The organism is Sedimentitalea sediminis (genome assembly GCF_042687825.1).
Classification (GTDB): domain Bacteria; phylum Pseudomonadota; class Alphaproteobacteria; order Rhodobacterales; family Rhodobacteraceae; genus Sedimentitalea.
On the sequence record NZ_JBHUQE010000010.1, the window covers coordinates 99,298 to 124,819 of the forward strand.

General features: G+C 64.1%; 27 protein-coding genes. 14 read left to right on the top strand and 13 right to left on the bottom strand.

Going from position 1 to position 25,522, the window contains the following annotated elements; genetic code table 11:
• Window positions 1-174 precede the first annotated feature (174 nt).
• The 4 genes from ACFMPD_RS10360 to ACFMPD_RS10375 all read left to right on the top strand — a co-directional run bounded on the left by ACFMPD_RS10360 (window position 175) and on the right by ACFMPD_RS10375 (window position 2,599).
• Complete coding sequence (locus tag ACFMPD_RS10360) at window positions 175-1,050, top strand: S-methyl-5'-thioadenosine phosphorylase (RefSeq protein ID WP_380993838.1); 876 nt, start codon at window positions 175-177, stop codon at window positions 1,048-1,050.
• A gap of 91 nt (window positions 1,051-1,141) precedes the next feature.
• Window positions 1,142-1,345: a hypothetical protein gene (locus tag ACFMPD_RS10365; protein WP_380993839.1), complete on the top strand. Its 204-nt coding sequence runs from the start codon at window positions 1,142-1,144 to the stop codon at window positions 1,343-1,345.
• Window positions 1,346-1,358: 13 nt separating this feature from the next.
• A complete protein-coding gene (locus ACFMPD_RS10370) occupies window positions 1,359-1,988 on the top strand; it encodes a LysE family translocator (protein WP_380993841.1) in 630 nt (209 codons plus the stop codon).
• Window positions 1,989-2,059: 71 nt separating this feature from the next.
• Complete coding sequence (locus ACFMPD_RS10375) at window positions 2,060-2,599, top strand: adenine phosphoribosyltransferase (protein ID WP_380993843.1); 540 nt, start codon at window positions 2,060-2,062, stop codon at window positions 2,597-2,599.
• A 191-nt stretch (window positions 2,600-2,790) separates the two neighbouring features.
• Here ACFMPD_RS10375 and ACFMPD_RS10380 read toward each other — a convergent pair whose 3' ends face one another.
• From ACFMPD_RS10380 to coxB, 11 genes are all read right to left on the bottom strand, one after another.
• Complete coding sequence (locus ACFMPD_RS10380) at window positions 2,791-4,200, bottom strand: FAD-binding oxidoreductase (protein ID WP_380993845.1); 1,410 nt, start codon at window positions 4,198-4,200, stop codon at window positions 2,791-2,793.
• A 92-nt stretch (window positions 4,201-4,292) separates the two neighbouring features.
• Window positions 4,293-5,123 carry an MBL fold metallo-hydrolase gene (locus ACFMPD_RS10385; protein WP_380993847.1) on the bottom strand — a complete coding sequence of 277 codons (831 nt, stop codon included), beginning with the start codon at window positions 5,121-5,123 and terminating at the stop codon, window positions 4,293-4,295.
• Between the two features lie 146 nt (window positions 5,124-5,269).
• Window positions 5,270-5,854 carry a GNAT family N-acetyltransferase gene (locus ACFMPD_RS10390; RefSeq protein ID WP_380993849.1) on the bottom strand — a complete coding sequence of 195 codons (585 nt, stop codon included), beginning with the start codon at window positions 5,852-5,854 and terminating at the stop codon, window positions 5,270-5,272.
• A 21-nt stretch (window positions 5,855-5,875) separates the two neighbouring features.
• A complete protein-coding gene (locus ACFMPD_RS10395; RefSeq protein WP_380993851.1) occupies window positions 5,876-7,138 on the bottom strand; it encodes a M16 family metallopeptidase in 1,263 nt (420 codons plus the stop codon).
• Window positions 7,135-8,523 (bottom strand): threonine synthase, encoded by a 1,389-nt coding sequence (thrC, locus tag ACFMPD_RS10400; protein ID WP_380993853.1) that lies wholly within the window; start codon window positions 8,521-8,523, stop codon window positions 7,135-7,137. The genes ACFMPD_RS10395 and thrC overlap by 4 nt, the downstream gene beginning before the upstream one ends.
• Before the next feature lie 5 nt (window positions 8,524-8,528).
• Complete coding sequence (locus ACFMPD_RS10405) at window positions 8,529-9,200, bottom strand: SURF1 family protein (RefSeq protein ID WP_380993855.1); 672 nt, start codon at window positions 9,198-9,200, stop codon at window positions 8,529-8,531.
• A 95-nt stretch (window positions 9,201-9,295) separates the two neighbouring features.
• Window positions 9,296-10,108 carry a cytochrome c oxidase subunit 3 gene (locus ACFMPD_RS10410; RefSeq protein ID WP_380993857.1) on the bottom strand — a complete coding sequence of 271 codons (813 nt, stop codon included), beginning with the start codon at window positions 10,106-10,108 and terminating at the stop codon, window positions 9,296-9,298.
• Window positions 10,109-10,131: 23 nt separating this feature from the next.
• Window positions 10,132-10,707: a cytochrome c oxidase assembly protein gene (locus tag ACFMPD_RS10415; protein ID WP_380993859.1), complete on the bottom strand. Its 576-nt coding sequence runs from the start codon at window positions 10,705-10,707 to the stop codon at window positions 10,132-10,134.
• Complete coding sequence (locus ACFMPD_RS10420) at window positions 10,707-10,868, bottom strand: hypothetical protein (RefSeq protein ID WP_380993861.1); 162 nt, start codon at window positions 10,866-10,868, stop codon at window positions 10,707-10,709. Before ACFMPD_RS10420 ends, ACFMPD_RS10415 begins: the two co-directional genes overlap by 1 nt.
• The gene (cyoE, locus tag ACFMPD_RS10425) at window positions 10,865-11,821 is read right to left on the bottom strand and encodes a heme o synthase (protein ID WP_380993863.1); all 957 of its coding nucleotides are present in this window, start codon (window positions 11,819-11,821) and stop codon (window positions 10,865-10,867) included. The genes ACFMPD_RS10420 and cyoE overlap by 4 nt, the downstream gene beginning before the upstream one ends.
• Window positions 11,822-11,876: 55 nt before the next feature.
• On the bottom strand, window positions 11,877-12,716 hold the full coding sequence (gene coxB, locus ACFMPD_RS10430) for a cytochrome c oxidase subunit II (RefSeq protein WP_380993865.1): 840 nt from the start codon (window positions 12,714-12,716) through the stop codon (window positions 11,877-11,879).
• 180 nt (window positions 12,717-12,896) lie between these two features.
• Here coxB and tldD point away from each other — a divergent pair, with 180 nt between their 5' ends.
• Together tldD and dprA are read left to right on the top strand one after the other, a co-directional pair.
• A complete protein-coding gene (gene tldD, locus ACFMPD_RS10435) occupies window positions 12,897-14,318 on the top strand; it encodes a metalloprotease TldD (protein ID WP_380993866.1) in 1,422 nt (473 codons plus the stop codon).
• A gap of 185 nt (window positions 14,319-14,503) precedes the next feature.
• Window positions 14,504-15,646, top strand: a complete 1,143-nt coding sequence (gene dprA, locus ACFMPD_RS10440) for a DNA-processing protein DprA (RefSeq protein ID WP_380993868.1) — start codon at window positions 14,504-14,506, stop codon at window positions 15,644-15,646.
• A 41-nt stretch (window positions 15,647-15,687) separates the two neighbouring features.
• Here the strand turns inward: dprA and ACFMPD_RS10445 are convergent, their stop codons facing one another.
• Window positions 15,688-16,119 carry a hypothetical protein gene (locus ACFMPD_RS10445; RefSeq protein WP_380993869.1) on the bottom strand — a complete coding sequence of 144 codons (432 nt, stop codon included), beginning with the start codon at window positions 16,117-16,119 and terminating at the stop codon, window positions 15,688-15,690.
• 172 nt (window positions 16,120-16,291) lie between these two features.
• Here ACFMPD_RS10445 and topA point away from each other — a divergent pair, with 172 nt between their 5' ends.
• The 3 genes from topA to ACFMPD_RS10460 all read left to right on the top strand — a co-directional run bounded on the left by topA (window position 16,292) and on the right by ACFMPD_RS10460 (window position 20,347).
• The gene (gene topA / locus ACFMPD_RS10450; RefSeq protein WP_380993871.1) at window positions 16,292-18,907 is read left to right on the top strand and encodes a type I DNA topoisomerase; all 2,616 of its coding nucleotides are present in this window, start codon (window positions 16,292-16,294) and stop codon (window positions 18,905-18,907) included.
• A 112-nt stretch (window positions 18,908-19,019) separates the two neighbouring features.
• Entirely contained in the window at window positions 19,020-19,724 is a 705-nt protein-coding gene (locus ACFMPD_RS10455) for a CoA transferase subunit A (RefSeq protein WP_380993873.1), read from the top strand.
• Window positions 19,724-20,347, top strand: coding sequence for a 3-oxoacid CoA-transferase subunit B (locus tag ACFMPD_RS10460; protein WP_380993874.1), 624 nt, complete (start codon window positions 19,724-19,726; stop codon window positions 20,345-20,347). The genes ACFMPD_RS10455 and ACFMPD_RS10460 overlap by 1 nt, the downstream gene beginning before the upstream one ends.
• A gap of 72 nt (window positions 20,348-20,419) precedes the next feature.
• Here the strand turns inward: ACFMPD_RS10460 and ACFMPD_RS10465 are convergent, their stop codons facing one another.
• Window positions 20,420-21,316 carry a lytic transglycosylase domain-containing protein gene (locus ACFMPD_RS10465; RefSeq protein ID WP_380993875.1) on the bottom strand — a complete coding sequence of 299 codons (897 nt, stop codon included), beginning with the start codon at window positions 21,314-21,316 and terminating at the stop codon, window positions 20,420-20,422.
• A 360-nt stretch (window positions 21,317-21,676) separates the two neighbouring features.
• Between ACFMPD_RS10465 and ACFMPD_RS10470 the strand changes: the two genes are divergently transcribed.
• The 5 genes from ACFMPD_RS10470 to ACFMPD_RS10490 all read left to right on the top strand — a co-directional run bounded on the left by ACFMPD_RS10470 (window position 21,677) and on the right by ACFMPD_RS10490 (window position 25,420).
• Entirely contained in the window at window positions 21,677-21,856 is a 180-nt protein-coding gene (locus ACFMPD_RS10470; protein WP_380993876.1) for a hypothetical protein, read from the top strand.
• A gap of 93 nt (window positions 21,857-21,949) precedes the next feature.
• Window positions 21,950-22,129 carry a Flp family type IVb pilin gene (locus tag ACFMPD_RS10475; protein WP_380993877.1) on the top strand — a complete coding sequence of 60 codons (180 nt, stop codon included), beginning with the start codon at window positions 21,950-21,952 and terminating at the stop codon, window positions 22,127-22,129.
• A gap of 163 nt (window positions 22,130-22,292) precedes the next feature.
• Window positions 22,293-23,150 carry a Flp pilus assembly protein CpaB gene (gene cpaB / locus ACFMPD_RS10480; RefSeq protein ID WP_380993879.1) on the top strand — a complete coding sequence of 286 codons (858 nt, stop codon included), beginning with the start codon at window positions 22,293-22,295 and terminating at the stop codon, window positions 23,148-23,150.
• Between the two features lie 193 nt (window positions 23,151-23,343).
• Window positions 23,344-24,771 carry a type II and III secretion system protein family protein gene (locus ACFMPD_RS10485; RefSeq protein ID WP_380993881.1) on the top strand — a complete coding sequence of 476 codons (1,428 nt, stop codon included), beginning with the start codon at window positions 23,344-23,346 and terminating at the stop codon, window positions 24,769-24,771.
• Between the two features lie 16 nt (window positions 24,772-24,787).
• Window positions 24,788-25,420 (top strand): OmpA family protein, encoded by a 633-nt coding sequence (locus tag ACFMPD_RS10490; protein WP_380993883.1) that lies wholly within the window; start codon window positions 24,788-24,790, stop codon window positions 25,418-25,420.
• Window positions 25,421-25,522 lie beyond the last annotated feature (102 nt).

Here is a 25,522-nt window from a genome sequence, read left to right on the forward strand (position 1 = left end):
CGCGCAGCAAAGGGGAGCGTGATACCCGGAATTTCCCGAAAAAGCCATGCGGCCTATCGAAAATCCGCCATGCACTGAGATCATGGCACCTGCGCGCCCGACGCCGCGGGTCTAAGCGGTTGATTTCCCCGCGCCCGCCCGCCAACTTGCGCGGGCAGCAACACAGGAATTGCCATGACCCAAACGAAAATCGGCATTATCGGCGGCTCGGGAGTCTATCAGATCGACGGCCTTCAGGACGCGCAATGGACCCGGGTCGAGAGCCCTTGGGGGGCGCCATCGGACGCGGTCATGACCGGGCGGCTGGACGGGATCGAGATGGCGTTTCTGCCGCGCCACGGGCGCGGGCATGTGCATGCGCCGGCCACCGTGCCCTATCGCGCCAATATCGACGCGCTGAAAAGGCTGGGCGTGACCGACGTGATCAGCGTCTCGGCCTGCGGCTCGTTTCGCGCCGAAATGGCGCCGGGCGAATTCGTGATTGTCGATCAGTTCATTGACCGCACGATCGCCCGCGACAAAAGCTTTTTCGGCACTGGCTGCGTCGGTCATGTCAGCCTCGCGCATCCGGTTTGTGCGCGGCTGGGCGATGCCTGCGAGACCGCGGCCCGCGCCGCCGGTATCACGGTGCATCGCGGCGGCACCTATCTGGCGATGGAGGGGCCGCAATTTTCCACGCTGGCCGAGTCCCGCATGTATCGCGAAAGCTGGGGCTGCGACGTGATCGGCATGACCAACATGCCCGAGGCCAAGCTCGCCCGCGAGGCCGAGCTGTGCTATGCCTCGGTCGCCATGATCACCGATTACGACAGCTGGCATCCGGATCATGGCGAAGTCGACATCGCCGAGATTGTTGCCACTCTAACGGGCAACGCGGACAAGGGCCGGGATCTGGTCGGCCGCCTGCCCGCCCTGCTGGGAGCGGATCGCGCACCCTGTCCCTGTGGCTGCGACCGGGCGCTGGATCACGCCATCCTGACCGCCCCCGAAGCCCGCGATCCGGCGCTGGTCAGGAAACTCAATGCCGTGGCGGGCCGCGTTCTTGGATGAGATTGCACGGCCTGAATGTCACCCGGGTCTGCAGGCGCTGTTGCTTGGGCAATGATCGGCCGTGCCGCGGCGGCAGACTCGGACCTTGTATGTGGCGCATATCGTGCCGGGCATGGGGGCAATGCGGGCCCTGGGCTGGATGAATGGCGCGCTGTCTTCGCCGCAGGTGTTCTGGGGCAGTCTTGCTTTTTTTTGCGGTCTGGCGGCGCTGTATGCCCGCATCTGGGGCCTGATCACCAAACGCGGCCCCTTCGAAACCCTGAGGCGCGCGGTGACCGAACCCACGCCCCGATGAAAGAACCGATCCGATGCCATTTGATCTCTGGATAACCTTTGTCGCCGCCTCGACCGCGCTGCTGCTGATCCCCGGCCCGACCGTGCTGTTGGTGCTCAGCTATGCCCTGTCCCAGGGCCGCGGTGTCGCGGTGGCCTCGGCGGGCGGGGTGGCGCTGGGGGATCTGATTGCGATGACCGCGTCGCTGGCCGGGCTGGGGGCCGTGGTGGCGGCCTCGGCCAGCCTGTTTACCCTGCTCAAATGGGCCGGGGCGGCCTATTTGATCTGGCTGGGACTGAAACTGCTGCGCAGCGCACCCGGCGCCAGGCCGATTCCGACAGCGACGCGGGGCACCGTAACCGCGCGCGGCGTGTTTGCCCATGCCGCGGGGGTGACCGCGCTGAACCCGAAATCCATCGCCTTTTTCATCGCCTTCGTACCGCAATTTCTGCGCCCCGAGACCGCGTTGGCACCGCAATTCGCCATTCTGATCGCCACATTCGTCACGCTGGCCTGGCTGAATGCGCTGGCCTATGCGCTGCTGGCCGACCGGCTGCGCCGCTCTATCGCCCGGCCCGGCGTGACAACCTGTCTGACCCGTGCCGGCGGTCTGGCACTGATCGTCATGGGGCTGGCCACCGCCCTGCTGCGGCGACCGGCCTGACCGCCGCCCTCTTGCGAAACACGGGGCGATCGGCGACACCGCCCTGACCCGGAAAATTTCGAGAGACCGCCATGCCCAAAAAGACCACCGTTCAGGATTATATCCGCACCATCGTCGATTTCCCCCACGAAGGGATCATGTTCCGCGACGTGACGACTCTGTTTGCCGATCCGCGCGGGTTTCGCATGGCGATCGACCAGATGCTGCACCCCTATGCCGGGATGCGGATCGACAAGGTAGTGGGACTGGAGGCACGCGGGTTCATCCTGGGCGGGGCCATCGCGCACCAATTGTCGGTGGGATTCGTGCCGATCCGCAAAAAGGGCAAGCTGCCCGGCACCGTTATTTCCGAAGACTATACGCTGGAATATGGCGAAGCCATCGTCGAGATCCATGATGACGCGATCCTGCCCGGCGAAAAGATCCTGGTGGTCGACGATCTGCTGGCCACCGGCGGCACCGCCGCCGCCGGCATCCGGCTGGTGGAACGGCTGGGCGGCGAAATCGTGTCCTGCGCCTTTGTCATCGACCTGCCGGATCTGGGCGGTCGCAAGGTGCTGGAAGACCTGGGCATGGATGTGCACGCGCTGTGCGCGTTCGAGGGTGAATAGCGAACCCTGCCCCCGCATGTCCCTGATCGGCGTGACGGTTTTCCGGATCTGCGGCTCTGTTCTTCGGGCCTCGGCCAGAGAACCGGGACCGGGATCGGCCTGATGTGAAACTCGGCACTTAACGACCGTTGCGATGCCTGGGTCGCCACATCGGCCGCGCCTGAACGGAATACGCGCGCGGTCGCGGACCCTCAGTCCTGCCGGCGCAGCACCGCGCCGGGATTCATGATGCCCTGTGGGTCCAGCGCGGATTTGATGGCGCGCATGGCGGCCAGTTTTACCGGATCGCCATAGCGCTCCAGATCGCCGACCTTGAGCCGGCCAATGCCGTGTTCGGCGCTGAACGAGCCGCCCAGCGCCACCACCAGATCATGCACCGTGCGCTGGATCGCGTCGCGCTGGTGATCGTGTTCCGACCGGTCATGCCCCCGCAGGGGAAACACGTTATAGTGCAGGTTGCCATCGCCCAGATGGCCGAAACAATTGATCCGAAAGGCCCCGATCCCGGCGATTGCCTTGCTGCCACGGGCGATGAATTCGGGCAGCGCCCCCAGCGGCAGCGAAATGTCGTGGCTGGACACCGATCCGATCCGGCGGTTCGCCTCGGGAATGCGTTCGCGCACGGCCCACAGCGCATCCCGCTGGGCTGCGGATTGCGCGATCACGCCGTCGCTGGCCTGCCCGTCGTTCAGCGCTGCGGCAAACAGGTCGGCCAGCGCCTGGGCCGGGTCCAGACCTGCCGCCACGCCGACCTCGATCAGCACGCACCATTCCGGTGGCCGGGCAAAGGGCTGGCGCAGATCCGGCTGGGTTTCGGACAGAAACAGCATGCCCTGCCGATGCATCAGTTCAAAGGCGGTGACCGCCTCTCCCAGTTGCGCACGCGCCAGCGACAGCAGCCGCAAAGCCGCCACCGGGTCGGGCACGACGATCATCGCGGTGCCCTCGCCCGCCGGAACAGGCGCCAGTTTCAGCGCCGCAGCCGTGATGATTCCCAGCGTACCCTCGGCCCCGATCAAGAGGTTGCGCAAATCATAACCGGTATTGTCTTTGCGCAGCCGGGTCAGCCCGTTCCAGATACGCCCGTCCGGCAGAACCGCCTCGATCCCCAGGCACAGATCGCGCATGGTGCCATAGCGCAGAACGTTGACGCCGCCGGCATTGGTGGCCAGGTTGCCGCCGATCCGGGCCGAGCCTTCCGAAGCCAGCGACAGCGGAAACTGCCGCCCGGCCGCCTGCGCCGCCTGGCGCACATCCGCCAGCGTCGCACCGGCCTCGGCTACCAGCACGTTCTCGTCCGGATATACCGCGCGGATCGCCGCCATGCGCTCCAGCGATACCACAAGCGGCGGAGGACCGTCCGGAGCAATCTGTCCGCCGACCAGACCGGTCCCGCCCCCGTAGGGCACCACACCGACCCGGGCCGCATTGGCCGCCGACAGCAGCGCCGAAACCTCGGAGACGTCGCGCGGCAGCGCCAGAAGCCCGGCCTGACCGACATAGCGGCCGCGCGGTTCCTGCAGATAGCCGGGCTGGACCGGACGCAGAATCCCCTCCGGCAGGCGCGCGGCAAAGACATCGTCGGCAGGATTGAGTGTCATGGTTGTGATAATTCCCGGATCACTGATCGCTGGTCCATTTCCGTCCCGAGTCCGGGCCAAGTCTGGCCCCTGTGCGGCACGCGTAGCCCGCCTCACTCCTGTTCTGTCAGATATTGCGGGCGCAGCACAACCACCGTCGGGCGGCGCGGCAGATCGCGCAGCGAGAGGATGATGGCCGAGGTCCCCGGGCGCTGAATGATGAATTCGCCGCCCATGCCCGCCAGAAACCGCTCGAGCGCAGGATCGCTGAACCAGTGCATCGGGATCACCACGCTGGATTTCAGGCGTTTGAGCACCGCGATCATCACCGGCAGCGGCAGGGTCACACCGCCATCCACGGGCGCCATCACCACATCCAGCCGCCCCAGAGCCGCGAATTGCGCCTCGCTGGGCATATGGTGCAGATGCCCCAGATGACCGATGCATAGTCCGGCAACCTCAAAGACAAAGATCGAGTTGCCGTTGGCCTCTATGCGACCGGCCTGCGCGCGGATATCGGTGGACACGTTGCGCACCAGCATCTCGCCCAGATCCAGATGATGCGCGATCCCCTGACCATATAGCCCCCAACCGGGCAGGACATGGGCGATGGCCGGATCGGGAAAGGCGGTCCAATGGGTGCCATGCGCATGGTTCATGGTGACTACATCGGGGATCAGATTTGCCGATCCGATAAAGCCGGTGAAATCGGTCACCGCGTTCAGCCCGCCCGGCGTCTGCAACAGAAAACTGGCATGCGCGACATAGCGCAGCCGGACAGCCTGATCCGGCACCGGATCACGCCAGCCCGCACGGTGCAAATAGGCGATGCCGGGCGCCGCCTCGGCCACGGCGATGCAATGGCTGGGCCGCCGGTCCTGCGCCCAGACCGGGCCGACCAGCAGCGCCAGCCCCAGGCAAAGGAAAAGGCCGAACCGTGTCATGCATCAAAGGATAGGCCAAAGCGCGCAAAAGTCAGCCGCCTGTCGCCAATCCGGGAATGGAATGCGCCGGCAGGCGCGCATTTGGATCAGACCCGCCAATTGGCAGGACGCATCCGCATCCCGGCATCGCTGCCGCCGAACCCGCTTCAGCCCGCGTCCGTGCGGCCGCGGCGGTCACTGCGCAGCGACGCGTACAGGACATGCGTGCGCCAGCGCCCGTTGATCTGCAGATAGGACTGCGCCACACCTTCGTATTTGAACCCCGAGCTTTCCAGCAAGCCCCGCGAAGCAGCGTTCTCCGGCAGACACGCCGCCTCGATCCGGCTGAGATCGAGCTGGGAAAAAGCGTGATGCACCACCGCGCCGATAGCCTCGCGCATATAGCCCTGCCGGGCATGGACCTGGCCGGTCCAATACCCCAGCGTTCCCGCCTGCGCCGGGCCGCGGCGGATATTGTCCAGCGTGATTGCGCCCAGAAGTTCCTGATTGGTACGCCGAAACAGGAACAGCGGAACCGCCGATCCGTTCGAGACCGACCGCTGCGCCCAGTAGACCCGGTTGGTAAAGGCCTTTCTGGTCAGATGATCGACGGCCCAGCTCGGCTCCCATGGGACCAGAAAGGTCTCGCTGGCCTGGCGCAGTTCGGCCCAGGGGCGAAAATCCGAGTGGATCGGTGGGCGCAGCGTCAGCCGTTCGGTTTCGATCCGCAGTTTGCGTTTGACCAGCATCATCGGGTGAAAATCAGACCGGCATCAGGCGGCCCGCCTGTCTTGCAGCTGCGCCAGGGTTGGCGCCGATTCGATCGGACCGTACAGCGCCAGCGCCGCCGGCGCGGTGCCGGCGATGCCCTCGGCAAAGCCGCGCACATTCTCGATGGTCACCGCGTCGATGCGCGCAATCGTGTCCTGCAAGGGCGGAACCGTGTCCCAGATCTGGACCAGCCGGGCCAGACGTTCAGCGCGGTTGGACGGGCTTTCCAGCCCCATCAGCATCCCTGCCTTCATCTGCGCCCGCGCCCGCGCTACCTCCTGCGGACTCATGTCGGTGGCCGCGCGCGCCAGTTCGTCAAAGGTGACCTCCGCCAGTTCCCCGATCTGCTCGGCGCTGGTGCCGGCATAGATCGTCGTGGTGCCGGTATCGGCATAGGCACCGGTCTGGGCAAAGATCGTGTAACACAGGCCGCGCGCCTCGCGGATTTCCTGGAACAGGCGGCTGGACATGCCCCCCCCAAGCGCGCTGGAATAGATCTGCGCGGTATAGATCGCATCGTCGCGGTAGCCGGGACTTTCAAAGGCCAGAGCGAAATGCGCCTGTTCCAGCGCCTTGGCATGCCGGGTCTCGCCGCCGGTGAACCGGGCCGCATCCGCAGCGCGCAGGGGTTTGGACTCCAGATGGCCGAACAGCGTTTCGGCCAGGCGCACCAGCGCATCGTGATCGACCGCGCCGGCGGCCGACAGGATCATCTGCCCGGGTCCGTAATGCTCGCCGACAAAGGCGGCCAGATCGTCGCGCGAAAATGCCCGCACGCGTTCGCTGGGGCCCAGGATGGTGCGGCCCAGCGGCTGATCGCGATAGCTGCTTTCCTGCAGCCAGTCGAAAATCACGTCATCGGGGGTGTCATGCGCCTGGCCGATTTCCTGCAGGATCACCCCGCGCTCGATCTCGATTTCGGCCGGGTCGAATACCGGATTCAGCACGATATCGGCGATCACATCCAGCGCCAGCGGCACGTCATCCTGCAGGACACGGGCGTAATAGGCGGTCACCTCGCGGCTGGTATAGGCGTTGATATAGCCGCCCACGTCCTCGATGGCCTCGGCAATCTGCAGCGCCGTGCGTTTGCGCGTGCCCTTGAACGCCATGTGCTCCAGAAAATGCGCGATGCCGTTCTGCTCGATCCGCTCGTGCCGCCCGCCGGCGGTGACCCAGATGCCGATGGCCGAAGATTGCAGCCCCGGCATATGCTCGCTAACGATGCGAAAGCCGTTGGCTAATGTGTGCTGCTGAACCGTCACTTGGCGATATGTCCTTTGATGAATTCCTTCATGGCAGCCAGATCATTGGCGATCCGGCTGACCCTTTCCGGCCGTTCGAACAGATCGGACATGCGGGGCGGCAAGGGCGGGTGAATGCCGCTGGCCTGTTCGACCGCAGCCGGGAACTTCGCCGGATGCGCCGTGGCCAGGGTGATCATCGGCACCGCCGGATCGCGCCGGTCATTGGCGACCTTGACCCCGACGGCGGAATGCGGGCACAGCAGTTCCGTGCTGGTTCTGAGCGTCGCCCCGATGGTGGACAGGGTTTCCTCCTCCGAGGCGCGGCCGGAATCGAACTGTTCGCGCAGAAACTCCAGCGCGCCCTGGCTGACGTCGAACCCGCCGGAACCGAGTTCGTCCATCAATTGCGTCACCGCGCCGCCATCGCGGCCATAGGCGTCATAGAGCACCCGTTCGAAATTCGAACTGACCTGAATGTCCATGGACGGGCTGATCGAAGGGTGCGTGGGTCCCTTGTGATAACCCTGTCCGCTGAGACAGCGATGCAGAATGTCGTTCTGGTTGGTGGCCACGACCAGCCGGTCGATGGGCAGGCCCATGCGCTTGGCGATGTATCCGGCAAAGATGTCGCCGAAATTTCCGGTGGGCACGGTAAAGCTGACCTTGCGGTGCGGCGCGCCCAGACTGACGGCGGCGCTGAAGTAATAGACCACCTGTGCCAGCACCCGCGCCCAGTTGATGCTGTTGACCCCGGCCAGCCGAACCCCGTCGCGGAACTCGAAATCGTTGAACATGTCCTTGAGCGCGGCCTGGCAATCGTCGAAATCGCCATCCACCGCCAGCGCGTGCACGTTGCTGTCCGCAGGCGTGGTCATCTGCCGCCGCTGCACCTCGCTGACGCGGCCATGGGGAAACAGGATGAACACATCGACATTGGACAGCCCCTTGAACGCCTCGATCGCCGCGCTGCCGGTATCGCCGCTGGTGGCGCCGACAATGGTCACCCGCTCGCCGCGCCGGGCCAGAGCGGCCTGAAACAGCTGGCCGATCAGCTGCATGGCGAAATCCTTGAAGGCCAGCGTCGGGCCATGGAACAGTTCCAGCAGGAAATGGTTCTGGTCCAGCTGCACCAGCGGCGCCCGCGCGGCATGATCGAACCCGGCATAGGCCCGGGCGATGATCGCGCGGAAGGCGTCATCGTCAAAGCTGTCGCCGACAAAGGGGCGCATGATGCGGAATGCGGTTTCTTCATAGCTCAGCCCGGACAGCGCCGCGATCTCGTCCGCGCTGACCTGCGGAATCTCGGCCGGCACATACAGCCCGCCATCGCGCGCAAGGCCGGTCAGCATCGCCTCTTCAAAGCTCAGTTCCGGGGCAGCGCCACGTGTCGAGATGTATTTCATGTCAGTCAGCCTTCAGCGCGGGCGCGGGTGCGCCACAGGAAATAGGCGGTCATCGCGGCCCAGATCAGGGCCAGCGAAAACCAGGTGATTGCATATTGCAGGTGATCGTTCGGAATGCCCGCCGTGTCCACCGGCAATGGTGTCACCCCCGATCCGGTCGGCGTGCGCGCCACCACCAGCAGCGGTTCGGTGTCCAGTTCCGCCGCCATCGCCGCCACGTCGCGGGCAAACCAGGTGTTGGCCGCCGGGTCGGGCGGTGGCGTAAAGCCATCGGTCTCGCTGGGCCAATGCAGGTTACCGGTCACCGTGACCGCCCCGGTCTGGCGCGCGACGTCCTTGGCTTCGGCGCGGACAAAGCCGCGATCCAGCAGGATGCGGCGGCCGTCATTCGTGATCAGCGGCACGATGATGCGAAACCCGGGACCGACCCGCTTGATCGACACCAGCACGTGCAATTCCTCGCCGGCGATGCTGCCGGACACGGTCACCGGCAGATACCGGTCGCGCCCAGGATCCGGGGCGGCCGGCAGCGGCACCGGGTCGGCGGAAATGCGGGTCTCGATCTGCATCAGCACATCCTGCTTCCAGCTCAGACGCTGCAGCTGCCAGGTGCCCAGTGCAATCAGGATCGCGAACCCGGTCAGGCCAATGATCAGCGGAAACAGGATGCGGCGCATCGGTGGCGGGTCTCCCGGGAAAGGAAAAAGCGCGCGGTGTCGCCGCGCGCCTGCTTGATAAGGTGTGGATGCGGATTTTCAACCGCAATCGGACATCAGCCCAGCCCGGCGGTGCCCCAGATATAGACGACGAAGAACAGGAACAGCCAGACAACATCGACAAAGTGCCAGTACCAGGCGGCGGCCTCGAACCCGACATGCTGTTCAGACGTGAAATCGCCCCGCATGGCGCGGATCAGGCAGACGGTCAGAAAGATCGTGCCAATGATCACGTGCAGGCCGTGAAAGCCGGTCGCCATGAAGAAGTTGGAATAGAAGATGTCGTCGCCGAACTTCCAGCCCTCGTGCAGCAGGTGCTGGTATTCATAGGCCTGCAGCCCGGTAAAGGCGATGCCCAGGACCACGGTCAGCGCCAGGCCGGCCACCAGATCGCGGCGGTTGTTGCCGTGCACCAGCGCGTGGTGCGCCCAGGTCACGGTACAGCCGGACAGCAGCAGGATCACGGTGTTGATCAGCGGCAGATCAAAGGCGTTGACCGGATAGATATAGGGTTTCTCATAGGCCGAGCCGATATATTCCTGCATCGGATAGATCAGATGTTTGAAAACCGACCAGAACCAGGCGGCAAAGAACATCACCTCGGACATGATGAACAGGATGAAACCATAGCGCAGGCCGATCCGCACCACTGCGGTATGATCGCCGATATGGCTTTCATGCACCACCTCGGCCCACCAGCCATACATGGTGTACAGAACGCCCATGAAACCGATCCAGAACAGATAGGGCGTGATGCTGTGCATCCACAGAACCGCCCCCGCCAGCATCAGAAAACCCGACAGGGCGCCCAGCAGCGGCCAGACTGACGGGTGAAGAATGTGGTAATCGTGGTTTTTTGCGTGTGCCATTAAGTATCCCTCACCGTACGGCGTTAGTTCGTTTTTGCGCCTGCCAGTTCGTCGCGGTCGGCCGCGCCCTCTGGCAGGTCGATTTCATAGAATGTGTACGACAGCGTGATCGTATGCACGTATTTTGCGTCCCTGTCGGTGACAATTTCCGGATCGACAAAGAAGGTCACCGGCATCTGCACCCGTTCGCCGGGTTGCAGCACCTGCTGTTCAAAGCAGAAACAGTCTATCTTGTTGAAAAACCCGCCGGCCTCGTAGGGAAAGACATTATAGCTGGCCGATCCGGCCACGGGTCGATCCGTGGGGTTGTGGGCTTCGTAAAAGGCCAGCGCGGTCTCGCCGATTTTCAGCTCCATTTCGCGCACCACCGGTTTGAACGTCCAGGGCATGTCGCGTTCCAGCGAGGCATCAAAGCGGATCTTGATGGTGCGGTCCAGCACCTGCTCGGCACCGGCGGTCTCTACCCCGGTGGTGCCGCCAAAGCCGGTGACCCGGCAGAACCAGTCGTAAAACGGCACCGACGCCCAGGACAGCGCGCCCATGACCACGACCACGCCGACCAGTTGCAGAACGGTCTTTTTAGGCCCCGCCATCGCCATCAGTTCAGGCTTTCCGCTTTCGGCATCTGAAAATCGCCGCTGGTCACCTTGACCACGGTCAGACCGAAAACTACCGCGATAAAGGCCACCAAAGCCAGCGCCACGCCCAGATTGCGGCCGAAACGGCGCTGGTGCAGCTCGTGGGTCGTCTTGATGCTCATGCCCAGCCCCCCAGGCCATAGGGTTTCAGCAGGGCTTCGGCCAGAATCGCGCCGAAATGCAGAAACAGATACAGCAGCGACAGTTTGAAAAACCGCCGCTCGACCGCGAAATTGTCGGCTTCGGCATCGGTTTCGTCACGGCGCCAGATGCGATAGGCGCCGTTCAGGAACAGCAGGTTCAGGATCACCGACACCGACAGATAGATCGGGCCGCCAATACCGGTGAACCCCGCGGCCAGCGCCAGCACCGCCAGCAGCCCGGTATAGACCAGGATGTGCACCCGGGTTGCGGGGCGGCCATGGGTCACGGTCAGCATCGGCACGCCGGCATCGTCATAGTCGCTGCGCATGAACAGGCACAGAGCCCAGAAATGCGGCGGCGTCCACATGAAGACCAGGGCAAACATCAGCCAGGGCTCGACCGCCATCGACCCGGTCGCCGCCAGCCAGCCGATGACCGGCGGAAACGCCCCGGCGGCGCCGCCGATGACGATGTTCTGCGGCGTCGTGCGTTTCAGCCACATGGAATAGACCACGACATAAAAGAAGATGGTAAAGGCCAGCATCGCCCCGGCCAGCAGGTTGGTGGCCAGCGCCAGCATCGTCACAGCCAGCACCGACAGCGCCAGCCCAAGCGCCAGCGCGTCCTGTTCGCGAACCTTGCCCGCCGGGATCGGCCGTTTGCGGGTGCGGCGCATGATGCAGTCGATATCCGCGTCCCACCACATGTTCAGCGCGCCCGAGGCACCGCCGCCGATGGCGATGAACAGGATGGCACAGAACCCGATCACCGGATGAACAGGCGTCGGCGCCGCCACCAGCCCGACAAAGGCGGTGAACACGACCAGCGACATCACCCGCGGCTTGAGCAGGGCAAAAAAGTCGCCAAAACCCGCCTCGTTCTGGGACGGGCCGGCTTGGTCCAGACCGGTGTTGATGCTGACGTCGCTCATCGCAGACCCTTTATGCACAGGTCGCGCCCGGCGGGATCGCCCCGCCCGGACGCGCTTAGTTGGAAGCCACGGTCAGGTTGCGCGGCGTGCCGGCATATTCCTCGATCGCGCCTTCCAGCCAGGCGTCATAGGCGTCTTGGCTGACGACCTTGACGGTGATCGGCATATAGGCGTGATCCTTGCCGCACAGCTCGGAACACTGGCCGAAATAGATGCCTTCCTTTTCCGCCGCGAACCACAGTTCCGCCAGACGTCCGGGCACCGCGTCCTGCTTGACGCCAAAGGCCGGAATGGTCCAGCTGTGGATCACGTCGGCGGCGGTGACCTGCATCACCACGGTCTTGCCAACCGGCACGACCACGGCGGTATCTGTCGCCAGCAGATATTCGTTCTGGCTATAGCCGTTCTCCTCCAGTTCGTCGCGCTCCAGCTTGAAGCTTTCGAAACCGAATTCGTGGTCGACATATTCATAGCCCCAATACCATTGGTATCCGGTCACCTTGATGGTGATGTCGGCCTCGGGAATTTCCTGCTGCTTGAACAACACCGGCAGGCTGAAGGCGCCGATGAACACCAAGATCACGATCGGAATCACCGTCCAGGCGACTTCCAGCGGGGAATTGTGCGTAAAGCTGGCCGGCTCTGGATTCGCACGCTGGTTAAAGCGCAGAATGGCATAGAGCAGCAGCAGGGTCACAAAGACACAGATCACGGTGATGATCACCAGAATCAGCCAGTCCAGCGATTGCTGATCCCGCGCCAGTTCGGTCGCAGCCGGCTGAAAACCGGTCAGGCCGTCAACCGGTGTACCAATGATTTCAAGGCCATCCTGCGCCAATGCCGGAAGGGCCGAAAGGGCGGTGATTACCCCCGAAAGCGTGAAAGCGTTCTTCATGTTATGTCCTGATCGGTTGATCGCGTTGTTCTATGTGGCACAAGCGTCATTCATCAAAACGCACCTGCCCCGTTGTCTTTGCCGCCGGTAGAAACCATATTCCGGCAGTCAGTTAAAGCCATGAGATTGCGTCATTGGGACGCTTTTTTTGACTTAGATCAAATTGCGAGGCCACATGCAATGACCAGCGCGCCCTTTCGGCCCTTTGAAACCGCCCTGCCCCGCGACGCGGCACTCGCCGAATTGCGCGCCGCCACCGCGGGCGCCGAGGACGGTGAAATCTATGCCGAACGGCGCAAGTCCGAGGCGCTGGTGTTTGATGACGGGCGCCTGCGGACCGCCAGCTATGATGCCTCCGAAGGCTTTGGGCTGCGCGCCGTCAATGGCGAGGTCACCGGCTATGCCCATTCCACCGAGCTGAGCATCGCGTCGCTGAAACGCGCCGCCGAAACCGCGCGCCTGGCAGTCGGCGACGGCGGCGGCACGCTGGCCGACGCCCCCGCCGCGACGAACCGCCGGCTGTATACCGATGCCGACCCCATTGCCGGACAGCCCTTTGCCGTCAAGATCGACACGCTGCGCGAGATCGATGCCTTTGCCCGCGACCTGGACAGCCGCGTCGTGCAGGTGTCGGCGACCCTGGCCGCGTCGCTGCAAGAGGTCGAAATCCTGCGCCCGGACGGCGTGCATGTCGGCGATATGCGCCCGATGACCCGCATCAACGTGTCGGTCATCGTCGAGCAGGGCGGGCGGCGCGAAACCGGTACTGCCGGCGGCGGCGGGCGGATCGGGCTGGACGGGCTGATCGCTCCCGCAGACTGGCAGGCAAAGGCCCGCGAGGCGCTGCGCATCGCGCTGGTCAATCTGGATGCGATCCCCGCCCCGGCCGGGGTGATGGAGGTGGCGCTGGGACCGGGCTGGCCCGGCATCCTGTTGCACGAGGCGATCGGTCATGGCCTGGAGGGTGATTTCAACCGCAAGGGCGCCAGCGCCTTTGCCGGCCTGATGGGCGAACAGGTCGCCGCGCGCGGCGTCACGGTGCTGGATGACGGCACGATCCCCGACCGGCGCGGCTCGATCACCGTCGATGACGAGGGCACGCCGTCGCGGCGCAATGTGCTGATCGAGGACGGTATCCTGGTCGGCTACATGCAGGACCGCCAGAACGCCCGGCTGATGGGGGTCGAGCCCACCGGCAACGGCCGCCGCCAAAGCTATGCCCATGCGCCGATGCCGCGCATGACCAACACCTATATGCAGGGTGGCACGGACGATCCTGCGGACCTGGTCGCGCAGATCAGAGACGGCATCTGGGCGGTGGGATTCGGCGGCGGGCAGGTCGATATCACCAATGGCAAGTTCGTGTTCTCCTGCACCGAGGCCTATCGCGTCCAGAACGGCAGGGTCGGAGCTCCGGTCAAGGGCGCGACCCTGATCGGCGATGGCGCCACCGCCCTGACGCGCATTCGCGGGCTGGGCAATGATATGCAACTGGACCCGGGCATGGGCAATTGCGGCAAGGACGGCCAGTGGGTGCCGGTGGGCGTCGGCCAGCCGACGGTGCTGATGGGCGGCCTGACCGTCGGCGGATCGGCGGCCTGAGCGGCCATCGACGTCACGACCCGCACCCCCGGGCCGGGCAGTGCGCCCCTGTTTTCATGGCCGCGATCGCGGCCGAATCCGGTCGCGTGGGGAAACTGCGAAAAAACTGAAAAGAATTTGTTTCGCTTTACGTTGTGTTAACCAGACGGGCGCTACACCGGTCTTGCAAGCAGGCGGAGCGACGGATGACCGAGGAAACCAATTCTTCCACTCACCCCCCACTCCCACCCACCACGGAAGACGATCGGTTCGCGTGGCTCCGTCTGTTGCGCTCGCGCAGGGTCGGTGTGACGACGTTCCATCGCCTGCTGTCAGAGCATGGCACAGCGCAGAACGCGCTGGCCGCGTTGCCCGAAGTGGCGCGCGCCGCCGGAGTAGACGGGTATGAAATATGCCCGGCCGGTGTAATAGCCGCGGAAATCAAGGCCGCAAAAGCCGCGCATGCGCGGCTTTTGTGCCTTGGCGACGCGGATTACCCCGCCGCACTGTCCGACATTTCCGATGCCCCGCCGTTGCTGTGGGTGGTCGGCGACCCCGCGCTCTTGTCCCGTCCGATGATTGCCCTTGTAGGGGCCCGCAACGCCAGCTCGCTGGGCACACGCACGGCCCGCAGTCTGGCACAGGATCTGGGCGCAGCCGGCCATGTCGTCGTATCCGGTCTGGCGCGCGGGGTGGACACCGCGGCCCATGTCGCGGCGCTGAAGACCGGCACCGTGGCCGTGATGGCCAGCGGCGTCGACATCATCTATCCTTCGGAAAACAGCAATCTGGCCCGCGACATTGCGGCAGACGGGGTGTTGATCTCGGAACAGCCCATGGGCATGGCCCCGCAGGCCGGGCATTTCCCGCGCCGCAACCGGATCATCTCGGGCCTGGCCCGGGCTGTTGTGGTGGTCGAGGCCGCCGCCAAGTCCGGCAGTCTGATCACCGCCCGCGACGCGCTGGATCAGGGCCGCGAGGTGCTGGCGGTGCCCGGCCATCCCTTTGACGCCCGCGCCTCGGGCTGCAACATGCTGATCCGCGACGGGGCCGTTCTGGTGCGCAATGCCGAGGACGTTTTGGCGGCCCTGCCGGACACTGCGCCGCCCGTTCAGCCGGACCTGTTGTCCGACCTGCCGCCACAGCCGCCGGAAAAACGCAGCCTGCGTCAGACCGCGGCCCTGCATCAGCAGATCCTGTCGCGGCTCGGGCCCTCGCCGGTCGCCGAGGATCAATTGATCCGCGACCTGTCGGTCCCGGCCGGACATGTCGGCCCGGCGCTGGTCGATCTGGAACTGGAAGGCAAGATCAGACGCCAGTCGGGCGGTTTGCTATCGCGCGAGCATTGAACCGGCTTGTTGCCCATCGTGGCACCGACGCCCCAGCGTCTCTACAACCCCTGACACGCCTCGGGGATCACCGGACGGTAGATGGCGCAGAGCGGCGCCCAGGCATACCAGACATCGGTGGCGCCCAGCGCCCAGTGCACCGCCACCCAGGTGGTGCCCGACTTGCGGTACAGCGCCTGGATCGCCACCCCGTCCATATAGCCCGAATCCAGCTCGCCGCGCAGAAAACCCGGCGTTGTCCGCAGATCGATCTCGGCCCCGCCCGGGCGCTGCGGCCAGACCGATGCAAAGGCCAGATCGCCGGAGCGGCGCAGATCATGCACGACGAACTGAACCGGCGCGCCCAGCATCCACTCGGCATGCGGGCGCAGCGCATCCATCAGCGCGGCGCGCTCGGGCGAGCCCCGGGCCGGTTCCTGCCATGCCGCCGCGAAGCTCGGCGCCAGCACCGCAAACAGTACGAAAAAATTCATGCGTACCCGGTGTTTCACGGCCATTCTCCGGTTCTGCCGCGGCCAGGTTGCGCGGGCGGGTTTACCCCGCGATCCTGCGCCGATTTTGCACAGATTGACAATCAGGACTTGCACCCCACATCTAGCCCCGCCATAGAACGCGCAAAGCCCGTCCCATGAGGTAATCCGTTAAATGCCTGTAGTTGTTGTAGAATCCCCGGCCAAGGCCAAAACGATCAACAAATATCTGGGTCCCGACTACACCGTTTTGGCATCTTACGGCCATGTGCGCGACCTGCCCCCCAAGGACGGATCCGTCGATCCCGAGCAGGATTTCGACATGAAATGGGAGGTCGCCAGCGACAGCCGCAAACATGTCAAGGCGATCGCCGATGCCCTGGCCGAGGACAACGCCTTGATCCTGGCGACCGACCCGGACCGCGAGGGCGAAGCGATCAGCTGGCACCTGCAGGAGGCGCTGACCAAGCGCCGCTCGATCAAGAAGGACACACCGGTCAGCCGCGTCACGTTCAACGCCATCACCAAGGCAGCGGTCGCCGAGGCCATGGCACATCCGCGCCAGGTCGACATGCCGCTGGTCGAGGCCTATCTGGCCCGGCGCGCGCTGGATTATCTGGTCGGGTTCAACCTGTCGCCGGTCTTGTGGCGCAAGCTGCCCGGCGCCAGATCGGCCGGCCGCGTGCAATCGGTCTGCCTGCGCCTGATCGTCGAGCGCGAAATGGAGATCGAGGCGTTCCGGGCGCAGGAATACTGGTCGGTCAAGGCCATTCTGGCGACGCCGCGCGGCCAGGAATACGAAGCGCGGCTGACGCTTCTGGCGGGCAAGAAGCTGGACAAGTTCGACATCGCCAACGAAACCCAGGCCGAACTGGCGGTGCAGGCGATCACCAGCCGCGATCTGATGGTGAAATCGGTCGAGGCCAAACCCGCCAGCCGCAACCCCAGCGCGCCGTTCATGACCTCGACCCTGCAACAGGAGGCCAGCCGCAAGTTCGGCATGGGCGCCCGCCAGACGATGAGCGTGGCGCAACGGCTCTACGAGGCCGGGCACATCACCTATATGCGGACCGACGGCATCGACATGGCGCCCGAGGCGGTGCACGCGGCGCGCGACGCGATCAAGGATCGCTATGGCGACGAATACGTGCCCAAAAGCCCGCGCATGTACAAGAACAAGGCCAAGAACGCGCAGGAAGCGCATGAATGCATCCGCCCAACCGAGATGGCCCGTGACGCGGCGGCTCTAAAGCTGACCGACCCCGATCAGCGCAAGATCTATGACCTGATCTGGAAACGCACGCTGGCCTGCCAGATGGAGGCCGCCCGGCTCGAGCGCACCACGGTCGAGATCGGCAGCCGCGATGATCAGGTGGGTTTGCGCGCCAACGGCCAGGTGCTGTTATTCGACGGCTTCCTGCGGGTCTATGAAGAGGGCCGCGACGATTCCGTAACCGATGACGACGACAAGCGTCTGCCGCAGATCACCCAGGGCGAGACGGCCGACAAGCGCAAGGTCACGCCGGAACAGCATTTCACCCAGCCGCCGCCGCGCTATACCGAGGCGACCCTGGTCAAGAAGATGGAAGAGCTGGGCATCGGGCGCCCCAGTACCTATGCCAGCATCGTCACCACGATTCAGGACCGCGAATATGTCCGCAAGGACAAGAACCGCCTGATCCCCGAGGACAAGGGGCGGCTGGTGACGGCCTTTCTGCAAAACTATTTCCGCAAATATGTGGGTTACGACTTTACCGCGGGGCTGGAAAACGAACTGGATCAGGTCAGCGCCGGTGATGCCGACTACAAGGCGGTTCTGAACCGGTTCTGGCGCGATTTCTCGGCCGCCATCGCGGAAACCAGCGAATTGCGGATCACCGAGGTGCTGGAAAAGATCAACGAGGTGCTGGAACCGCACCTGTTCCCGCCGACCGAGGATGGCGGCGACCCGCGGCTATGCCCCAATTGCGGCGCCGGCCGGCTGAGCATGCGCACCGCCCGGTCCGGCGGCGCGTTCATTGGCTGTTCGAACTATCCCGAATGCCGCTATACCCGCGCCTTTGGTCCGCCGGGCGCCGAGGACGACGGTGCGATCCCGCCCGAGGGCAAGCTGCTGGGCGAGGATGCAGGCGACAAGATCTACGCCTTCAAGGGCCGGTTCGGCCCCTATGTACAGCGCGGCGAAGTCACCGACGACAACAAGAAGCCGCCGCGCCAGTCGATCCCCAAGGACTGGCCGCCGCAGGATGTCGATCTGCCGCAGGCGCTGAAACTGCTGTCGCTGCCCCGCCCCATCGGTCCGCACCCCGAGGACGGGGTGATGGTCTGGGCCAATATCGGGCGCTACGGGCCTTATCTGAAACACGCGGCCAGCACGTCCGAGCGCGGCGGTACCAACGCCAACCTGGAAAGCATCGACGAAGTGTTCACCGTCGGCATGAACCGGGCGGTGCAGTTGCTGGCGGAAAAAGTCGCCAGCCGGGGCCGCCGGGGCGCGGCGGCGAAACCCCTGCGCGAGCTGGGCGAACACCCGGACGAGGGCGGCCCGGTGAATGTGATGGAGGGCAAATACGGCCCCTACGTGAAATGGGACAAGATCAACGCCACCCTGCCCAAAGAGATCGAGGCGGCGGCGCTGACCATGGAACAGGCCGTCGAGCTGATCGCCGAAAAGGCCGCCAAGAAGGGCACCCGCCGCAAGGCCGCGCCAAAGAAGAAGGCCGCAGCCAAGAAACCTGCGACGAAAAAGACCACGGCCAAGACTCCCGCCAAAAAGCCGGCGACACAATAGCCGGCTGGCCGCGTGCCCGACCGGGACGCCGCCGAAGACCGCGCGCCGCTTTGTTGACTCTCCTGCAACGCAGCGGCACAAGCATGGCACACCAATTTTCGGGGAGTTTTCCATGAAGAAAGTCTATTCCACCGCCGCCGAGGCCTTGGACGGGCTGCTGTCTGACGGCATGACGATTGCGGCCGGCGGGTTCGGCCTGTGCGGCATTCCGGAACTGCTGATCGACGCGCTTGTGGACAGCGGTGTCAAGGACCTGACCATTGCGTCCAACAATTGCGGCGTTGACGGCTTTGGCCTGGGCAAATTGCTGGACACCAAGCAGATCAAGAAGATGATGTCGTCCTATGTGGGCGAGAACGCGGAATTCATGCGTCAGTATCTGTCGGGCGAGCTGGAACTGGAATTCAATCCGCAAGGCACTCTGGCCGAGCGCATGCGCGCCGGCGGCTGCGGCATTCCTGGCTTTTACACCAAGACCGGGGTCGGCACCGTGATTGCCGAAGGCAAGGAAAGCAAGACATTTGACGGCGAGGAATACATCCTGGAACGCGGCATCGTCACCGATCTGTCGATCGTAAAGGCCTGGAAGGCGGACGACACCGGCAACCTGGTGTTCCGCAAGACCGCGCGCAATTTCAACCCGCCCGCCGCGATGTGCGGCCGGGTCTGCGTCGCCGAGGTCGAGGAAATCGTGCCGCGCGGCAGCCTGGACCCGGACGGGATTCACCTGCCCGGCATCTATGTGCATCGCCTCATTCAGGGCGAACACGAAAAACGCATCGAACAGCGCACCGTGCGCCAGCGGGAGGAAGCCTAATGCCCTGGGATCGCAATCAGATGGCCGCGCGCGCGGCGGAGGAACTCGAAGACGGCATGTATGTGAACCTGGGCATCGGCATCCCGACGCTGGTGGCCAATTATGTCGGCGACAAGGACATTACCCTGCAATCGGAAAACGGCATGCTGGGCATGGGTCCGTTTCCGTTCGAGGGCGAGGAAGACCCCGACCTGATCAACGCCGGCAAGCAGACGATCACCGAACTGAGCCGCACCAGCTATTTCGACAGCTCGCAGAGCTTTGGAATGATCCGCGGCGGCAAGATCGCGGCGGCGATCCTGGGCGCCATGGAAGTGGCCGAGAACGGCGATCTGGCCAACTGGATGATCCCGGGCAAGCTGGTCAAGGGCATGGGCGGTGCTATGGATCTGGTCGCCGGCGTCGGCCGGGTCGTTGTCGTGATGGATCACACCAACAAGCATGGTGACAGCAAGGTCCTGAAGGAATGCACCCTGCCCCTGACCGGCAAAAGCGTGGTTGACCGGATCATCACCAATCTGGGTGTGCTGGACGTGGTCGAAGGTGGCCTCAAGATCGTCGAATGCGCCGACGGCGTCACCGAGGACGAGCTGCGCGCCGCCACCGAGGCAAAAATCGTCTGACCTTTTGTCGAATACCGTCGGATCACAAAGGGCCGGTGCACAATATGCATCGGCCCTTTTACGTTCCGGCGGTCAGTTCATCGCGACAAAGACACAGCCGTCGCTGATCAGTTCCGGCGGTGTGGCGCAAAGACCGCTGGCGACCTGAAACGCCGCCAGCACCTTTGGCACATAGTCGCGCGTCTCGGCATAGGGCGGCACCCCAGCATGGGTATAGACCGCGCCTTCGCCGGCATTGTACCCGGCCAGCACCAATATCGGATCGTTGTTGAATTCGCCCATCAGCCAGTCGAGATAGCGCACGCCACCTGCAATATTATCCTCGGCCAACAGGCTATCGGTCACGCCGAACCGTGCCGCGGTGTCGGGCATCAACTGCATCAGCCCTCGCGCCCCGGCATGGCTGATCGCGTCCGAGCGGCCGGCGCTTTCGACCGCGATCACCGCCAAGACCAGCGCCGGCGACACCCGCGTACCGACCGTGGCGCGCAGGATCGGCACGCCCTGCGCACGGGCGATGTCCTGCATCGCCTGCATGCGCGGTGCAGCGATGTCGCCCCTTGTCGTCAGCGCCGTCAGGGCCTGGGGCAGCCGCCCCGGTCCGGTGCTGCTCAGGCTGGGTGAGATCTGTTCCCAGAACCAGGTGTAACGGCCGATCGGGTCCGCAGGGACGGTGGGTCCCGGGGCGGATTCCGGCGGCGGCGGTGGCGCCGGGCGCTGCGCTGCCGGGTCGATCTGAATGGTGATACGCCTGCCCGAATCGGCGCCGGGCGGGCGCACCCGCCGCGCCTGAAACTCGGGAAAGGGCGCCGGCGCGCGACGCGGTTCGGCGGCAACGGGCGCGGCGCTGTCCGTGGTCTGCTGGGGGGCGACCGTGACGTCGCGCAGAACCAGACGTTCGGCATCCAGCGAGCCGGCGGCCCACAGCGACAGGGCGATCGCGGGGGCGATCGGGAACGGTTTGAACATGGGGTGGCCTCGCTGCCCGGCTCTCTCGTTTTTTGAAACTGTCCCCGAAAACCGGCCGCATAACCAGAAATTGCGTGGCAAATCTGTCAATTTCGCCCGATTTGACACCGATTTGCATCGCCCCCACCCGGCCGCGAGCAAAAGAACCCAGCTTTTTTACCCTCTTTTTCAGATGCTTAGGCAAAAAATTAGGGAATCGTTAAATGTGGCATGCAAATCCATTTTTCCGCCCAACTCCTGCCATCGGGCACCGTCTATATAGCTGCATACCACGGCGGACACGGGCCAACGAGAGAAACGGCCGACATTGAACGACGCGGTTTGCTGAAAACTCAAATGATCCTTTGGAGGGACAAGACCATGATCAAATTCATCAAGAACTTTCGCAAGGACGAAGACGGCGCCGTTACGGTTGACTGGGTTGTGCTGACCGCCGCCGTCGTTGGCCTGGCCGTCGCTGCGTACACCTCGATCGAAACCAGCTCGGCGGCTCTGACCGCTTCGACCGGTACCTTCATCGAGGCACAAGCTCCGGAATAAGTCCGGTCCGAGACGAAAATTTCAAGGGCCACGTCTTGATCGCAAGGCGTGGCCCTTTTCACCTGATTTAACCAGATACACTGCGAGGCAAATATGCGACACATTTTCAAGACATTCCTGCGCAGCGAGAGCGGTGCCGTCACGGTCGACTGGGTCGTTCTGACTGCGGCCGTCGTCGGCCTGGCCATCGCGGTCATCGCCTCGATCCAGACCGCGACCGGCGGCGTCGGCAGCAGCACCGGCGCCTATATCTCATCCATCGAACCCGGCTGATATCGGCTCAGCCCGCAAACAGGACGCGGCTTGCCGCCATCAGGTCATGCCGGCACCGTTATTTCGCCATATTGAACTGCGATACCGGTGCGTGAGCAAGTTCAGGGGCCAACACCCGCCCGCGGGATAACCGGGGCCAAGCAAGAAAAGAAAGGTCAAGGCTATGCGTGCAGTATTCGGATTGGTTCTGATCGTTGGAATCGCCCTGGCGGGCGGCGCCGTCATGATGGCAAAGAAATACATCACCGCCTATCAGGCGGAGCTGGAAAAGGAACGCGCGGCCCGCGCCGAAATCGTGCCGACCGTCGATGTCTTTGTCGCGGCGCGGCCCCTGAAATACGGCGAACCCCTGCAGCCCGAGGATGTCCGCAAGGTGCGCTGGCCGGAAAACGCGGTGCCCGAGGGCAGCTTTACCGACCAGACCGTGCTGTTCCCGCCCGAACTGACCGATCTGCGCGTGGTTCTGCGCAGCATGGAGCCCGACGAGGCGATCATGGCCATCAAGGTCACCGAACCCGGGCAGGATGCTGGCCTGACCTCGCGGCTGGAACGCGGCATGCGGGCCTTTGCAATCAAGGTCGACGTGGCTTCGGGCGTGTCGGGCTTTCTGCGTCCCGGCGACCGGGTCGATGTCTATTGGACCGGCAGCGTCAACGGCACGGTCGAGGGCGGGCGTGGCGACGTCACCCGTCTGATCGAGGCAAACGTGCCCCTGATCGCCATCGACCAGAGCGCCGGCGGCGATATCGAGGCCACGACCATTGCCCGCACCGTGACCGTGGCAGCGCGGCCGGAACAGGTGGCCGCCCTGGCCCAGGCCCAGACCACGGGCAAGCTGTCCCTGTCGCTTGTCGGAGCCGGGGACGACACGATCGCGGCGGCGGTCGAGGTCGATCAGCGCTCGCTGCTGGGTCTGGGCGCGGTGGAAATGGCGCCGCAAAAGGCTGAAGAGCGGGTTTGCACGATCCGAACCCGCCGTGGGGCCGAAGTCGTGGAACTGCCCATTCCTTGCACAAACTGAAACGATACCAGCAGGTTAACTCTCCCTTGGCGTGTAGTCCACATGCCGGGGGTTTGTCTATGTTGCCGGATATCCACATAAGAAATCCGGGCGAAGCCTTTGATTCTTGCAAAAAATGTGGAGGTAACGCAAAGTGGTAAATGGATCGGGCAAAAAGACCCGACAATGAGGCGTGATCGGAGAGGCAGGTCACATGAACATCGACAGATTCCTGAAAGCGGCCCTTCTGGGCCTTTCACTGACGTTCGCTCCGGTCGCGCATGGCGTGCAGGCCGAGTCGCTGACGGTGGTCAAAAAGGGCACCGAGTCGACGCTGGATGTGCCGATGAACCGGGCCGTCGTCGTCGAAAGCGACGTCCCCTTCGCGGAACTCAGCATCGCCAATCCCGGTATCGCCGACATTTCCTCGCTGTCTGACCGCACGATCTATGTGCTGGGCAAGTCGCCGGGCATGACGACCCTGACCCTGCTGGATGCGACCGGGCGCCTGATCACCAATGTCAATGTCCGCGTCGCCGCGGATGTGACCGAGTTCAAGGAACGCCTGCGACAGATCTTGCCGGGCGAAAAGATCGAGGTCCGCACCGCCAATGACGGCATCGTGCTGTCCGGCGTGGTCAGCAGCTCGGCACGGCTGCAGCGGGCCCTGGACCTGGCCGAACGCTATGCGCCCGAGCGGGTATCGAACCTGATGAGCGTCGGTGGCGTGCAGCAGGTGATGCTCAAGGTACGTTTCGCCGAGATGCAGCGGTCGGTGTCGAAATCGCTCAGCGCCTCTCTGGGCTTTAACGGCTCGATCAACAGCGGCAAAAACGGACTGAACGGTGGAACCGGACGCTATAGCGCCCAGCCCGGCCTGTCCAACGGCATGGCCGGTCATTTGCCTCTGGCCAACGACAATACCGGCGCCGTCCTGTTCGGCTTTAACGCCGGATCGGTGCAGGTCGGCCTGCTGATCGAAGCGCTGGAGCAAAAAGGCGTCGTGCGCACGCTGGCCGAACCCAATCTGACCGCCCTGTCCGGGCAGGAGGCCAAATTTCTCGCCGGCGGCGAGTTCCCGATCCCCGTGGCCCAGCGCGACGGCCTGTTCTCGATCGAATACAAACCCTTTGGCATCGAGCTGAACTTTGTTCCGCGCGTGGTCGACAAGGACGTGTTCAACCTGGAATTGATGGCCGCCGTGTCCGCCATCGACCCCACCTTGGGGGCCGACATCAACGATCTGCAGGTCCCGGCCTTTTCCCGCCGCGAAACCTCGACCACGGTCGAGATGCGCGATGGCGAAAGCTTTGCCATCGCCGGCCTGATCGAGGACGATTTTCTGGACAATGCTTCGCAAATCCCCTGGCTGGGCGATGTCCCGGTGCTGGGCACGCTATTCCGCAGCGCCGACTACAAGCGCAAGCAGACCGAACTGGTGATCATCGTCACCGCCCACCTGGTCACCCCGACCCGGGGCGAGGCGCTGGCCCTGCCGACCGATCGCGTGACCCCACCCAGCGAAAGCGATCTGTTTCTGATGGGCAAGATGAGCAAGGTGGCCGGCAAAAGCGCAAACCGCGCCGCACAGGAAGTGGCGAAACAGGACTTCAGCGGATCCTATGGCTATGTCATGGACTGAGCGGAGGAGCGGGAAAATGCAGAAACTCATCATCGTGGCGGGACTCAGCATGGCCCTGACCGGCTGCGCCCAAGAGGCCGGAAACTTTGTCAAGACCGGCGATTTCGGCCAGGCCACCCACAACAACGACCTGGTGATGCGCGGCGACAAGAGCTATGCGATCAGCCTGGGTCAGCGTTTCGCCCGGGAAATCCCGACCACCGTGAACTTTGCCTTTAACAGCGACGTGCTGGATGGCGAGGCACAGCTGATTCTGGAACGTCAGGCAGACTGGATTCGCCAGTTTCCCGAGGTTCGCTTTAACGTTTATGGCTATACCGACAAGGTCGGCACGCAATCCTATAATTACGGCCTGGGACGGCGCCGCGCCAAAGCCGTCGTGCGCTATCTGTCCTCGCGCGGAATCAGCCCCTCGCGGCTGAAAGCGCTGGTGTCCTATGGCGAGACCCGGCCGGTCATCGACACGGCCGGTCCGGAACGCCAGAACCGCCGCAGCGTCACCGAAGTTGCCGGTTTCCTGCAGCGCCATCCCACCGTGCTGGATGGCAAATATGCCGAAATCGTCTATCGCGAATACATCGTCAGCGCCAAACCCGTCGACGGCCTGACCCGGCGCAGCAACACCGGCGGATTTGCGGAAACACAATAGCGGTCGATTTTCGCTATCGTATCCAGATTCCCTACAATTGGGGTTTTTTGGCCCCAATCTCGCCCAGATTTCCCGCGACATTGTCCTCAATAGGTGACGTGC

Bases quoted from the DNA above. Each gene is read 5' to 3' on its own strand.
- ACFMPD_RS10415 (WP_380993859.1), bottom strand. From the start codon at position 10,707: ATGGCGATGGCGGGGCCTAAAAAGACCGTTCTGCAACTGGTCGGCGTG.
- ACFMPD_RS10485 (WP_380993881.1), top strand. From the start codon at position 23,344: ATGAACATCGACAGATTCCTGAAAGCGGCCCTTCTGGGCCTTTCACTG.
- ACFMPD_RS10420 (WP_380993861.1), bottom strand. From the start codon at position 10,868: ATGAGCATCAAGACGACCCACGAGCTGCACCAGCGCCGTTTCGGCCGC.
- ACFMPD_RS10410 (WP_380993857.1), bottom strand. From the start codon at position 10,108: ATGGCACACGCAAAAAACCACGATTACCACATTCTTCACCCGTCAGTC.
- ACFMPD_RS10470 (WP_380993876.1), top strand. From the start codon at position 21,677: ATGATCAAATTCATCAAGAACTTTCGCAAGGACGAAGACGGCGCCGTT.
- cpaB (WP_380993879.1), top strand. From the start codon at position 22,293: ATGCGTGCAGTATTCGGATTGGTTCTGATCGTTGGAATCGCCCTGGCG.
- ACFMPD_RS10385 (WP_380993847.1), bottom strand. From the start codon at position 5,123: ATGACACGGTTCGGCCTTTTCCTTTGCCTGGGGCTGGCGCTGCTGGTC.
- ACFMPD_RS10405 (WP_380993855.1), bottom strand. From the start codon at position 9,200: ATGCGCCGCATCCTGTTTCCGCTGATCATTGGCCTGACCGGGTTCGCG.
- cyoE (WP_380993863.1), bottom strand. From the start codon at position 11,821: ATGAGCGACGTCAGCATCAACACCGGTCTGGACCAAGCCGGCCCGTCC.
- ACFMPD_RS10465 (WP_380993875.1), bottom strand. From the start codon at position 21,316: ATGTTCAAACCGTTCCCGATCGCCCCCGCGATCGCCCTGTCGCTGTGG.
- ACFMPD_RS10455 (WP_380993873.1), top strand. From the start codon at position 19,020: ATGAAGAAAGTCTATTCCACCGCCGCCGAGGCCTTGGACGGGCTGCTG.
- ACFMPD_RS10375 (WP_380993843.1), top strand. From the start codon at position 2,060: ATGCCCAAAAAGACCACCGTTCAGGATTATATCCGCACCATCGTCGAT.
- ACFMPD_RS10460 (WP_380993874.1), top strand. From the start codon at position 19,724: ATGCCCTGGGATCGCAATCAGATGGCCGCGCGCGCGGCGGAGGAACTC.
- ACFMPD_RS10445 (WP_380993869.1), bottom strand. From the start codon at position 16,119: ATGAATTTTTTCGTACTGTTTGCGGTGCTGGCGCCGAGCTTCGCGGCG.
- ACFMPD_RS10360 (WP_380993838.1), top strand. From the start codon at position 175: ATGACCCAAACGAAAATCGGCATTATCGGCGGCTCGGGAGTCTATCAG.
- tldD (WP_380993866.1), top strand. From the start codon at position 12,897: ATGACCAGCGCGCCCTTTCGGCCCTTTGAAACCGCCCTGCCCCGCGAC.
- ACFMPD_RS10390 (WP_380993849.1), bottom strand. From the start codon at position 5,854: ATGATGCTGGTCAAACGCAAACTGCGGATCGAAACCGAACGGCTGACG.
- topA (WP_380993871.1), top strand. From the start codon at position 16,292: ATGCCTGTAGTTGTTGTAGAATCCCCGGCCAAGGCCAAAACGATCAAC.
- ACFMPD_RS10490 (WP_380993883.1), top strand. From the start codon at position 24,788: ATGCAGAAACTCATCATCGTGGCGGGACTCAGCATGGCCCTGACCGGC.
- ACFMPD_RS10475 (WP_380993877.1), top strand. From the start codon at position 21,950: ATGCGACACATTTTCAAGACATTCCTGCGCAGCGAGAGCGGTGCCGTC.
- dprA (WP_380993868.1), top strand. From the start codon at position 14,504: ATGACCGAGGAAACCAATTCTTCCACTCACCCCCCACTCCCACCCACC.
- ACFMPD_RS10380 (WP_380993845.1), bottom strand. From the start codon at position 4,200: ATGACACTCAATCCTGCCGACGATGTCTTTGCCGCGCGCCTGCCGGAG.
- coxB (WP_380993865.1), bottom strand. From the start codon at position 12,716: ATGAAGAACGCTTTCACGCTTTCGGGGGTAATCACCGCCCTTTCGGCC.
- ACFMPD_RS10370 (WP_380993841.1), top strand. From the start codon at position 1,359: ATGCCATTTGATCTCTGGATAACCTTTGTCGCCGCCTCGACCGCGCTG.
- thrC (WP_380993853.1), bottom strand. From the start codon at position 8,523: ATGAAATACATCTCGACACGTGGCGCTGCCCCGGAACTGAGCTTTGAA.